This window comes from Shewanella acanthi, assembly GCF_019457475.1.
Taxonomy (GTDB): Bacteria; Pseudomonadota; Gammaproteobacteria; order Enterobacterales; family Shewanellaceae; genus Shewanella; species Shewanella acanthi.
Map to the genome: position 1 here is coordinate 3,008,542 of NZ_CP080413.1, position 14,490 is coordinate 3,023,031.

2 protein-coding genes are annotated in these 14,490 nt (G+C 50.3%); both read right to left on the reverse strand.

Going from position 1 to position 14,490, the window contains the following annotated elements; genetic code table 11:
• Nucleotides 1-218 precede the first annotated feature (218 nt).
• Nucleotides 219-884 carry a porin family protein gene (locus K0H61_RS13020; protein ID WP_220049788.1) on the reverse strand — a complete coding sequence of 222 codons (666 nt, stop codon included), beginning with the start codon at nucleotides 882-884 and terminating at the stop codon, nucleotides 219-221.
• Complete coding sequence (locus K0H61_RS13025; RefSeq protein WP_220049789.1) at nucleotides 881-14,380, reverse strand: tandem-95 repeat protein; 13,500 nt, start codon at nucleotides 14,378-14,380, stop codon at nucleotides 881-883. Before K0H61_RS13025 ends, K0H61_RS13020 begins: the two co-directional genes overlap by 4 nt.
• Between the last annotated feature and the right edge of the window lie 110 nt (nucleotides 14,381-14,490).

The window sequence follows — 14,490 nt, forward strand, 5'->3', positions numbered from 1 at the left end:
TTGTGCTTTCTGAAGCTTGCGGATAGGCAGGGGGATTGCCTTCTAATGATTATCCCTTCATTCTAGAGTATCACCTTATCCGAGCCTTTCTTGCCCCGCAGTATCATGTGTTAAGGAGACGGGGAACAAATGAGGAACATTTGTAGACACCACTCCCCTGATAAAATTTGCACCTATTCTCTACGCTATATGGTAAATCCAATCCCTCTTACTCAGCACTATTTAAACCTATAGACTACCCCGACACTCAACACGTTTGTGGTGTCATTATCAAATTCAAACTGCTCCCATTTGGCATCCACCGCCCAATCCTTGGATAAATCGTATTGCAGACCAAGGCCATAGAACCAAGTATTGCCCTTCATTTTATCATGGCCGACGGGGTCACCCACATCGGTAGTCACGTATTTACCTTCCCAATCGAAGTACCCCAATTTCCCATACACGGCTATCTCATTGGTGAAGTAATAATGGTAATTCCCCGCGATAAAATACCCCTCTCCCGATTCGGGATGCACATGCTCAACTGCATCGAAAAACGCATCTGCGTCTTGATATCTTCCGGTAAATCGCACTAACACTTCACCTAAATCCTTATAACCCACCTCCAAACTCCAATGGCGGTCAAAGGCATAGCCAATCCTTACATCATAGGCGGTATCTTTATCATCAACTTCTGTCGCGACTGCATTCATCCCTGTGGCAGTAAAGCGTCGATTCATGTCACCTAAACTGGCGGAGCTATCCGCCCAGCCAATGGAACCGCCAACATACCAAGGTTTACCCTGTTTTTGTTGGTCTGCACGAGTCGAATACTCACTGGCCTGTGCGGAAAACATCACCGACATTAGCGATAACAAGAGGATTTTATCTTTGATGTTCATAGTCTGCCCCTACGTGTAATCCCTAATCCCATTATCAATAACAGTAACCAGTAAAGGGTTAATGCCCCGCCGCCCTTAGTCACTAACTCATCGTTTATGACGAGGTTGGTTTCAACCGTTACCGTCACGCTGGCCGTCGCGGTGCCGCCATTACCATCGGCAATACTGTAGGTGATGATTACCGTGCCGACAAAGCCCACCGGCGGTGTGAAGGTCAAGGTGTTATCCGCATTGACCACCACAGTGCCAAAATTAGCCGAGGCAGACAGTACCCGCACTACATCACCATCGGGGTCTGTGTCATTACCGAGCACATTGATGTCGATATGCGAGTCCTGCTTCATGCTCACGGTGTCATCCATTGCCACGGGCGATTGATTATTGCTAAGAAGCACTGCAACCCCACCCGGGTCGACAATGGTGCCATTGGCTAAACCATCATCATCGTTCGGACCGCCATCGGAGATCGTTAACTGGACGCACCAATAACCCGGTACTAAGCCAGGTTGCCATACATCCCCACCCGGAGGCGGACAGAAACCAGACTCACCTTGGGCACTGTGCACCGCGTTCGTATCATCTTCAACAAAGTTGAACCAGCCTTTTTCTGCACTGAATTTACGATATACAGCGTTATCTGGAATAACCGTACGTTGAGGCAACGTGATTTGGTAGCTTTGACCAAACTCAGGCAAGCCGCGGGCGATAAAGTCGAAGATACCGCCAACATGGTCCGCATCGGGGTCAGGGATCAGTTCATCGTCCGGCTTATCGATATCGGCGTCACTTAACTGGGCACCCGAGTATTCACCACTGTAAGTGTATAAACCGATGCGTAAGCACACCCCAGGATCCCCTTCTACCATAAATGCATCCTGCTCAAGTCCCTGCTCTGGTAGCACGTTACACTCATCACGGGAGTCCAGATAATTAGGAATACCATCCTGATCACTGTCGGCAAAGCCCTCAATGACATCGGGTATTAAGTCACCATCCGTGTCACTCAAGCCTAGTTCAGGAAGCGAACTCACCACTTCAAAGTAAATATCCACCACTTGAGATAACGCTGGCACGCCGTCATCGGTCACCGTCATCTGCACCACATATAGCCCTTCCGCCATACTGCTAGGATCAACCGTAAAGCTAGTCTCATCGGCATCGACATCACTAAAGCTGCCACGGGTAACCTGCCAGTGATAACTATGGCTATCGCCTTCATTAGGGTCGAAAATCTGACTGCTAATTAGCGCAAGACCTTGGTCTTTCGCTATCGTCAACCTTTCATGATCATTTTGAACCATATTCAGGCTAACTTGAGGCGCGATATTACCTTCGGTGATGGTAATGGTATGCACCCGCTTATTGCCCATATTGATATCACCGGACAAGGATACAATCAGAGTTTCATCGCTCTCGGCGGTATTGTCCTTGAGGAGAGCAACATTGATGACCCCTTCCGTGCCCTTAGTTATCGTTAGCACGCCAGATACTAAGGTATGGTCGCTACTATCGCTGGTACCTGACACCGTATAGGGGATCGCCAACGGATAGGTGGGCGACACGCCGTTTAAGTGCACACCAATAGTGGCGTTTTGCCCTTCAATCACTTTCTGATCCTTACTTAGGGAAATCAGCGGCCGCACATAGACTAACTGCTGGGCGGTCGAGCGATTACCATCGGCATCCGTTGCTTGCCAAAGGGCGCGGTTTACCCCAGGTTCAAAGAATGGCACGCCCGACACTAAAGACACTGGCAAAGGATTACCAAAGCGGTCAACGGCTGTTGCAACACCTAAATCCACCTTCGTGTAAAGCGCGTTAGCGTCTACAAATACCGCTGCAGGTGCCGTTACGACGGGGGCATTGGCATCGCCTATCACCTTGATAGTCGCCGTTGCGGTATCGAAAGTGCCGTCATCGTTTCTCACCAGATAATGGATAATGACATCACCGCTGAACCCTTCTGGCGGCGTAAATAACAGCTTGCCATCCACGACCTCAACCAAACCAAGGGAGGTCTTAGCCGAGATCAAGGCTAATAGGCCTTGGGGGCCAATATCATTGAGCAACACATCCAATAAGGTACTGGTATTCGCTGGCACCTCGAAGGTGTCATCCACCGCATCGAAGGCCACCGCAGCCACAGTGACGTTTATGTTCACCGTTACAGCAACAGAATCAAGGCGACCATCATTAACCAGATAGGTAAAGCTATCCGCCCCGACGTAATCTGCATCTGGGGTGTAAATCACATTAGGTCCTGTCCCTGTGAGCGTGCCATGCAGTGGCGCGGTGACTATCACATAGCTAAGGGTATCCCCATCCTCATCACTGCCATCAAGCACAATCGGTAAGGTCTGATTAGCCGCCGTGCTCAGTTCAAGTGGCATCGCCACCGGGGCATCATTACCCGCTGCCACATAGAAGGTCACGGTGGCCTCATTGGAGTCCAGCTCACCATCGGATACCTTAAATACCAGCGTATCTTCTCCAGAGAATCCCGCATTAGGGGTGTAAACCAAGGTAGGCGCATCCCCAGACAGGGTGCCGTGTGCAGGGAGCTGAATGATAGTGAAGCTCAGCGCACTGCCCTCGATGTCATAACCCGTTAATATCACACTGGCACTGCTGTCCTCATCGAGGTTAATCGATTGCTCATCGGCAACGGGGGCATCGTTCACCGCCACAATACTCAACAGCACTTTAGCAATATTACTGATGGCGCCTTGGTCATCCTTCACTTGGTACGTGAACTCATCGTAACCGTTGTAATTCAAACTTGGGGTGTATTCCACTAAGCCTGTCACGGGGTTTACGGCGACCGTGCCGAGCTGTGGCTGGGCGACGATTGTCACGCTAGAACCCAATATTGTGCCATCCACATCCAAATCATTACCGAGGATGTTGATCACCACGGGTAAGTCGGTTTCCTCCAGAATGATGTCATCATCCTTAGCCACTGGCGCATCGTTTACGGGGTTCACAGTGATAGTGACCGTCGCAGGGTTAGAGTGCACGGGCGGCTCTTCGGGTGAAGCATTACCGCTATCATCGACCAGATAGACGAAGCTATCAGGGCCAAAGTAATCCTTATCTGGGGTGTAAGTGACCACACCAGTGATGGGGTCGACACTCACTCGGCCATGTTGTGGTGATTGAATAATCAATACCGTTGCGGGATCGGGTTTACCGTCCTCGATATCAGTATCGTTCGCCAGTATATCAATCTCGACCGAAGCATCTTCATCCACTGTCGCGGTATCGTCTTCGGCAACGGGCGCATCATTCACATCAAGCACGGTAAAGTACACTGTTGCCACATTACTCATTAGCCCATGTTCATCGGCGACTTTATATTGCAGTGCATCATTACCAACAAAGTCAGTATCCGGAGTGAATGTCAGCACGCCATTTTGCTCACTCACTTGACCATGTGCCGGTTGCTGCACAATCACGATGCTGCTGACATCCAAGTCATCCCCATCGATATCGATATCGTTTTGCAGAATATCAATATCAACTGGCAGGTCTTCATCGGTGCTCACCGCATCGCTGATGGCTTGTGGCGCATCATTGACCTCAATCACGTTAATCGTCACACTCGCCACATTGGAGCTGACTTTCAAATTATCACTCACTTGATAGCTGAAACTGTCCACACCGTTGAAGTTCAGCGCTGGGGTATAGGTCACCCTACCGTTGGTGGGACTCACAGAAACAACACCATGCAACGGCATTTGAGTGATGATAACGCTCGATGGAATGAGGCGGTTATCATCATCGCTGTCATTGGCCAAGACATCGATAGTCACTGGGGTTTCTTCTAGGGTGGAAGTGACATCGTCAATGGCCACAGGTGCATCATTGACCGAGGTCACCGTGATGGTCACGGTGGCGGTGGCGGTGCCGCCCTTACCATCGGAGATGGTATAGGTGATAGTGACGGTGCCATTAAAATCCGCATCGGGCGTAAAGCTTAAGCTACCATCGGGATTGATGCTCACTTGCCCAGAGGTGGCGATTGCTGAAGTCACTGTCAGGGTATCGCCATCGGCGTCGGTATCATTACCCAGTACATTAACAGTAACGGGGCCGCCATCCTCTTCCATGGTCAACACATCATCAACTGCCACCGGTACGTCATTCACGCTTACCACGTTAATCGCAATCGTGGCCACCGTTGAAACGCCACCATCGTCATCGGTCACCCTGAAGGTAAAGCTGTCAGTGCCGAAGTAATTGGCCGCAGGTGTGTATACCCTATTCGCGCCAGTGCCCGACAGTTGACCATGGCTGGGTTGACTAACAAGTGTGTAACTGGCAATCGTGCCATCCACATCGGTGCCCGACAGCGTGATATTCAGCGGCACATCCTCATTGGTGGTCAGGCTTTGGGCGTTAGCGACAGGCAGGTCATTCACATCACTGACGTTAATCACTATGGTGGCAGGTGCAGACACTCCGCCGTCATCATCGGTGACTCTGAAGGTGAAACTGTCGGAGCCAAAGTAATTGCTCGAAGGAGTATAAACGAGGTTCGCGCCACTGCCCGACAGTTGACCATGGCTGGGTTGACTGACAAGTGTGTAACTGGCGATAGTGCCGTCCACATCGGTGCCCGTCAGGGTAATATTGAGTGGCACATCCTCATTGGTGGTCAGACTTTGGGCATTGGCGACAGGCAAGTCATTCACGTCCGCAACCGTAATGACAACGGTTGCTAACGCCGACACACCGCTGTCATCATCGGTGACGGTGAAGGTAAAGCTGTCTGTCCCAAAATAATTCGCCGCTGGCGTGTAGACTCGACTTGCCCCCGTGCCGGAAAGCTGGCCGTGGCTTGGTTGGCCAACCAAAGTGTAGCCGACAATGCTGCCGTCGATATCAAGGCCCGTTAAGGTGATATTGAGTGGCACATCCTCATTGGTGCTCAGACTTTGGGCATTGGCGATAGGTAAGTCATTGATGTCATTTATTGTGATGCTCACCGTCGCAATGTTGGAGGTTAAGGAACCGTCAGAAACACTAAAGGTGAAGCTGTCAGTGCCGTTGAAGTTTGCCGTCGGCGTGTAAACCAGATTAGGTGCATTCCCCGTTACACTGCCACGGGTTGGCGAGCTCAGTAAGGTGTAACTTAAGCTGTTACCGTCAACATCGCTGCCGGTTAAGGTGATGCTTAACGGCACATCCTCATTGGTACTCAGACTTTGCGAGTTCGCCACCGGCGCTTCATTCACATTGGTGACATTAATGGTAACGATGGCCGAACCCGTTAAGCTGCCATCACTGACCTGTACTGTCAGGCTATAGCTGTTAACGGTCTCATAATCGAGTGTTCCAATCAGGGTGATTTCACCCGTGGTCGGATTAATGCTGAACTTACCCGCGCTATTTCCGGCCGTGATGCTGTAGGTCACGCTATCACCATTGTTATCGCCACTGACCACGGTCACCAGTGAGAGTGGCGTTGCGGTGTTTTCGGCAACCTCAATGGTTTCAGGGCGTGCCCAGGGCGCTTCATTGATAAACTTACCAAAGCGCACCGGCGCAGTTTCGCCCGCTTCAGCGTACAGCACCACACTCGTTGGAGTGGTATCGGTGTACCCGCCAAACGCAGACACCGTCGCCGTATTTACCCCAGGGGTAATGCCCGTTAAGCGCACTAAGCCATTGGCATCGCTCACCCCAGTTTCACCCGAAGTCATGGTGACCGTCACCCCAGCTAAGGGCAGTTCTTCACCATCCTGCACCCCATTGTTATTCGCATCACTGAACACATACACCAACACAGTGGCATCGGGCTGCAGACCGAAATTGCTGCTGCCATCATAGGAGGTCATATTAATGGTTTCAGGGTTGTTATTGGTGGTCACCTCATAGCCCTGGGGCACCGTCAGGCTCAACGACAGTCCACTGCCCGATACCCGCATGAACTCAAAAGTACCACTGCTTGATGTCACGGTATCGGTAAAGCCCGTTAGGCTGAGGGTCAGACCAGGTAGCGACTGTTCCTGCGCATCTTGCACACTGTTAGCGTCGATATCCTCAAACACCGTCCCTGCCACAATGCCCGAAAATTGGTCACCAAATACCGCTGGGATATCGGCCTTACCATTGCTGTCTAGGGTAACCGACACACTGTTGGCTGTGGTACTGACATAGTTCGTTGGGTCAGTTTCCTCCACCGTATAGGTTTGACTGGCGGTCACGCCCGTAAAGCTGTACTGGCCATTGACTAAGGTTTGGGTCGTTGCGCCACCATTTAAGCTAATCGTTACCCCACCAATGCCGTTTTCACCCGCATCCCGGCGCAGGTTACCGTTAATGTCGTGATACACCTCACCATCGATGGTGCCTGAGACTTTTATGCCAAACTGCAGACCGGCATTAACGTTAATGTCGCTCACAATCACCGTTTTAGTTTCGGCTGTGGTCGCCACAAAGCCCGTTGGCACGGTGATGCTCAAGCTATAGGTTGCATCGGCAAGATTACCGAAATAGAAGCTGCCATCGGATTGAGTCGTGTCCGTTACAGGGCCTGCGGTAATGGTCATCACCACGCCATTAACGCCGGGCTCGCCATCGTCATAGACACCGTTGGCATTGAGGTCATTAAACACTAGCCCCGTCACCACGCCCCGCTTCATATCAGCAAAGTTGGCCACCGTCTGTGAACTTGGCAGGGTGATATTTTTAGAATTGCTGGTCACACTGACATAGCCTAATGGGTCTTGCTCTTCGACGCGGTAACGCCCCTCTGGCAAGGTCACATTGTAATAGCCATCGGCATCGGTCAGCACAGCAGTGACGATATCCCCAGGTTGGTAGGTTACGCCATCGATTAATACCGCACTGCTGCCTTGGTTGTAAATGGTGATAACCACATATTGCAGGCCTTGCTCACCATCATCGGAGCGGCCGTTGCCGTTATCATCACTGAACACAAACCCTGAAAGACTCCCTGCTCCGAGGTCACCAAAATTCACTATCGCGCTACCACCTGAGGCGAAGGAGGCGGGCAACATATCGCTGGTGCTACTGACATAGCCCGCAGGGTTGGTTTCGGTCACATAGTAACGGGTGTTGGCGACAAGACCGGTAACACTGTAACTGCCATCACTTGCCGTAGTGGTACTTCCCACCACGGCACTGGACTCGTCGGTCACCGTCACGGTTACACCGGATAAACCCGACTCGGAGCCATCTTTAGCGCCGTCACCATCCTTGTCGTAGTAGACCACTCCGCGTATTTCACCTTCGGCAACCAAACCAAAACTCACCGAGAGATTACTGCCACTGGTGTAATTGACAGTGACATTGACCGCTGAGCTGGGAATATAGCCCGAGGGGTAACCCACATTAGAGATAGTGTAAACACCGCTGCTACTCGATGTGAAATCAAGGGACAACAAACCACCGCCACTGGTCGTGCCCGCACTGCCGCCATCAAGATTAATGGCCACACCATCAAGGCTGGGTTCACCCGTATCGAAAACCCCATCGCCGTCGAGGTCATCGAAGGTAAAGACGGTGATGTGAGAAACCACTCGTACTGGAATATCAATGGCAGCGGTCGATGCACCAATCACAGTGACATTTTTAGTGGTTTGCGTATAACCCGAGGCCAACGCATTGCGGATGCGATAGTTCCCCGCGGCAAGTCCCGTCACACTGTAACTGTCGCCGTTATCAACAAAGGTGTAATCCACGCCAGAAGTCAGCAGCACACCGGCTTCGGTGAAGATCTCAACCGATTGAGAACTGAAAGCCGATTCAGTGCCGACTTGATAGGTATCATCGCCATTATCATCGACAAATACGGTGCCCGCGATAGACCCTACAGGGGCTGCAAAGCCACCATTCACCGCCTCAAAGGTATCGGGCGGCACATCACGGAAACCCTGCCAGTCTTTTTGCAGTGGGTCTGTGTTAGACGCAGAAGAGGAATAGAACACCCCAATGCCAACATTGGCATCGTAGTTGGCGAAGGAGTCTGGGAAGTCATCCACAGGGATGCGTACATCGAGGTAAAAATCGTGACTCTTACCGCAAATCACTGAGGTATCTTCGGTCACGGTAACAGCGGATAGCGCCTTATCGGCAGCAGTCGCATTAGAGCCCGCGGCAATATAATCTTTCACCGCCGCACCATCATCAATCAGATAATTGCTGTTGGTGTCTTGGTAGAGCCAGACCCTATCGAGCTTACTGGACGCATAGGTGCCGTCGATATCGATAATGTAGTCATTAGTACCGTCGTTATCGATATCAATCAAGAAATCCCAGTGGGCACTTTGTAGGCCAGGACCATTACGACCACTCTCCGATGGGTTAGCATCGAGACGCATCCTCAGCACGAGATACGCATCATTGGTGGTAGCAAGATTGGTATCGGTATCCTCGTACTTAATCCAAGTACTGGGCATAGCACCGGGGCTTGCACCATCGGCTGAGCAAGAAGCAATATCGATAGCCGATGGCTGCACCGCCGCGCCGCCATTGGTGGGATCGCTTGAGCTTTCATGGTCGTACACCACCTGACCGCCCACGGTGTAGGGAATAAAATTATTGATAGCACTTGAGCCGCCGGCATTCGGATCGCCCGCTTCTGGCTGAGCATTAACAATGACTTTAATTAACAGGTAATCGGTTTCGATGCCGTCAGTGACTTTAATCTTGAAGTAATCAACACCATAAAAGTCAGCATCTGGTGTATAGGTCAACACGCTTGGGCTCGATCCCGTGCCACTTACCGTAGCAGTACCATGCAGGCCATCGGTTTCCAGACTCCAAGTAAGGGTGTCACCACTGTTTAAATCAACGGCGGTAACACTCGGGGCAACCCAAGCAATAGGCGACTCATCCTCATCAATCGTCACGGTGAGCGGCGCAGATTGCGCAATCACTGGCGGAGCATTGAGGGGATCGCTACCATTGGCGATTTCATCGCCATCGGAAATACCATCGCCGTCAGTATCCGTCAGCAGTGGATTAGTGCCATAGGTGACTTCGTCGGTATCACTTAAGCCGTCGTTGTCGTCATCGGGGTCGATAACATCGGGCACGCCATCGCCATCGGTATCTATGCTATCAAGCGCTGCAGTCCAAGTTGAAAAACTATTGATGCCTGACAAGGTTAAGGTATTAAGACTGGTGTTAAGGGCCGCGCTTTGCTTAGCCCAAGACGTACCGTTATCCGATGACTTATAAAGCAATAGGTCCGCTTCTGTGAGCCCATTAAGTTCACTGTCATCATAATGGAACACTAAAGTACCATTCAGGCCAGTGTCGTTGGTGGGGGTAATATCGTAGACCCGCTTAATCCCTATACCCGCAAACCCCACACCATGACTGCGGCTCACTGTGGTTGAGCCCATATCGGCGGCGGTGGTCAAAATCGCGCCTAAACCTGCGACGTTTTGAGCACTGATATTACTCAGCAAGCGTGTGGTCGTTATTTCGCCAGTGCCAAGGGAGTCGGAAATAATCCCTGCCTGCTCAAAGAGGTAACCCGTCGAGCCTAAATCAATCGTCTGACCATTTAAGTCAAGATTCGGGGTTAAGAAGAAGTTGCCCGTCACCCCCATCGCCGTTGACAAGGTTGGAGATGAAGTGCTGCTAATCCCGAAATGATTCACCGTCGGATTACCCACAATATCTGGCATCACCGCCATTTTGCTGGTAATCCCCACGTTATCAGTGGCAACAGGTACAGATTGAAGAGACCAGTTATTGGCGTCTGTCCAATCCGAGGTATAACCTAGCCAAGTATTAAAGGCTGAAGATTTAACCCATTCTGTCCCTGTCATATTGGTGAGCGTGCCATCATGACCATTACCACTCACATCCGCGAGGGTTGTTCCACTGGCTGAATCAAATTGATAATAAGTCACTAACCCTGACTGAGCTGTCGGCGTTGGCAAAGTACGCAACATATTGTCACGTATTTCTTGCTCGGTACGAACGATATTCCACACTCTTATTTCATCAAGCTGACCTTTAAAGTAGTTCGTGTTGTTGTAATATTTCCCAATCATGATGTTGGGGCCGGTATTGCCTATGGTGAGAGCGAGACCTGTGCCGATAGAAAAACACATTGTCGCAGTATCAATGACCTCAGCAACGCCGTCGATGTAAATGGTAATCCCAACATTTCTCTCATAGACCCCTGCTAAATGGTGCCATTGACCATCGGCAGCAGGATCGGTATCAGGCTCACAGCGATAGGAGTTGGTGCCATCGGACACGTGCAACACCACTTTATTATTTCGGTAACGCAGCCCCCACATGACATCTCGGGTAGCGGTTGAACTGTTGTGACGGGTGATAATTTCACTATTTACATTTGAGTCAAACTTAACCCATGCCTCAAGAGTGACTGCACTGCTAATCACATTCGTCGTGTTCCAACCCGTGCCACCTAATGGAATATAATCATTGATACCATCAAAAGTGAGTGCGTTTGTAATAGGTAATGTCGCATCCCGATAAACGGCATTGATATTCGCGATCAGAGTTAAATTTGTGCCATCGGAGTTGTAATAGGAAGCACCATTATCGCCGCTGGCTAAATCGCTTACACCAGTAGAATCAGCAACCGTGCCGGTGTAAATATTAATGTTGCCGCCACTGCCTGTGGTGTAAACCCCCGACTGAAGCAGCACATCGCCACCTGTACCAGTCCCCGCGACCGCAGTATCCCCTGCATTTAAGGTAATCGCCGTTGCTGAAGTGGAGCTTGTGGTGAGATTTGCGCCAACCACAATATCGCCCGTCTGGCTGGTGATGCTGATATCACCGCTACCGCCATCGACAGCGGCAGACACGGTAATGGCATCTTGGGCATCATAGGTAAGATTCGTGCTGTTGTAAGTAACACCATCTCCTGCTGTCACTGATGCCGTTTGACTAATGGTGTCGCCGGTTGCACTAAAAGCTCCTGCGGTATTGATGGTATTGCCGATTGTCAGGGCGGTGTTGGTATCTAAAGATAACAGTCCAGTTGTCGTCGTTGCGATTGCTGGGTCAAAGTGAATATCACCGTTAACCGCGGTAAGCAACACATCACCGCTAGTGGTGGTCAGTTGCCCCTTAGGACTAGTACTATTGTTCATCTGCAGGCCAATCCAAATCCCCTGCTTATTAGTGACAGTCCCCACTGACGTTAATGAACCTGTGATATCAATCGTACCACTGGTGGTCGTGATAGTGCTGCCAAGGTCAATCCCCAACCCTGCAACGTAACCTAAATTACTGGCCGAGTTAATATCACCAATGAGTATGGCATCACCAGCTCCAGTATTTATCTGAGATCCTGAACGAACCCAAATACCGTGGTCTAAACTGTGATTTGCTGTGGCGGCATTTCGTCCTGCAGCATAATAATCACCGCCCCCCGTATCATGGGTTACAGCCCCGCCACCACCGAAAATAATCGCCGCATTATTGGTTTTTGACACGGCGTAGCCATCGCCCACGGTAAGGCCATTCCAAGTGGTAGAGCCAGCCCCACCACCCAACCAGATATGACCACCAGCGGTGCTGATATTCCCGACACTAATTAGCCCATCGTCATCACCATTTGAATCGGCCCAAAACACCACGTCACCGCCACTGGTGGAAATAGTGCCATTAACATTGCTTATATCTCGGGTTGACTTCAGCAAAATATCGCCATTAATCCCCCCCGCGGTGGTATTTACTGCGGCATTGAGATTAATCCCGCCCGAATAAATCGACACAGGGCCCGCAAGACTTGTAGCTCCCGCCACAGTGATACCGCTGGTATTGGTACTCTTACCGAGCACTAGGCCGCCAAGACTGGCGATATTTTTAATGACGACGTTGTTTAAAGTATCGGTTAAGATGAAATCAGCCGAGCTAGTACCAGTGCCTAGGCTGCCGCTCCAAGTAAACAGGTTCGTTGGGGAGAAATCGAAGGAGTCGTGAGTAGGCTCAACAATAAAGGCACCTGTGGTCGTGATAGCTGTACTGGTATTGTTACTCACGCTGAAACGATCGGCCCTAAAGGTAATATTGCCATTATTGGCAGTAACGACGTTTGTCGCTTGAATAGCAAAAACATCCCCCCCTTCGACGCCTTCGGCGATAAAGGTGATATTACCGTTTGTACTGGTAACCGTACTATCGGAAAGGTTGATATCAAAGACGCCACTAAGACCAGATGAACCATCGAATAAAATATCACCAACTGCCGTATAGCTAGAGGTCAAAAGATTTAAACCTCGGCTCCCCCCAGTCGCTGAACGCGCATTTGATACCGTGAGCGTACCAGCTGAATTGACTGAGGCTCCAGCAAAGCTCATGGCATTAAGGTTTACATTGCTTGGTGTTCGAGAAACAAGCGTAATATTGCCCGAAGTATTAGTGGTAATAGCGCCATTGATTGTCATGACCACAGCACCCATCGCCAAATCAGCACCTGTATCGGAATCCAAAATAATATCGCCATTAGTGGCGGTAATAGGTGCCGTTGAAAGTTGATCGACACGGCCCCCATATACCGAAATAGGGCCATTAGCTGAAATACTGTCATTCAGCGTGACTACACCTTGATAACCCAGAGTCACCCCGGACATACCGGTGTAATCCCCAAGAGTAACGCCAGTTAAGGTTCGAAAATCTGAAGCAAATTTAACATAGCTGTATTGGGCGCTGTTAAATTGAATCGTACCGCTGCCATTCTCATCATGTTGCCATGCAATGTCTTTTGTTGGTGTATTCGGAACTAGGGTAAAATGCCCAGTTGATGTCAGTACCAGTGGTGTGGTGCCAAGGTCATAGCGAGTAATGTTATCGGCGATAAGGGTAATATCACCGGTGCCTGTATTAATCTCATTGGTGTTGGCAGCAAAAACCGCGATACCACTGATACCACCTCCAGTGGTATAGCCAACGCCCGCCCAAAGGAGCACATCCCCGCCGGCGGTATTAATAATGGTATTAACAAAATCAATCGCGTTGTAGTTATTCGTTAGGCTCCCAACCGATGGACCATTACCAACCGTTAGGCCGTTCCAAGTACTCGTTCCACCATTAGAATTAGAGCCCCCAACCCAAAGGTGTCCCCCTTGGGTAGTTAAGGTCGTTTGAGCGAGATCGCCTAATGAAACCCCACCATCATTGGTATTGTCAGTATCACTCCACAGGATAATATTTAATGGATTACCCGCATTTGAAGTAATAGCGCCATTGACTCTCACCCGATTAGCCGCTTTTAGCGTGAGAGTGGCAGTCCCCCCTCCAACTTTATCAATACTGCCATCAAGTAGAATGCTACCGACTACCGCCCCACCGTTGCCCACACTGGTCACTGTGACACTGGTACCATTACTCAAATCGGCAGCAATATCACTAGATAAAATGACACAGTTCAGACCATCATCGGTGTAACTGCCCGCAGCAACAGTACAAGTAGTCGCAAGACTATCTTGAATAGTCACTTCGGCATTGGCACCCATGGAGAGTAATAACAAGCCTGCCGCTGTTAATCCCTTTTTCGAGAGAAAGCCCCTAATAGTAAAAGCTCGGGATACGCTTTTGGAGGATGTAATAAATCGAGAAAAAACTTTATTTACAGCAACAT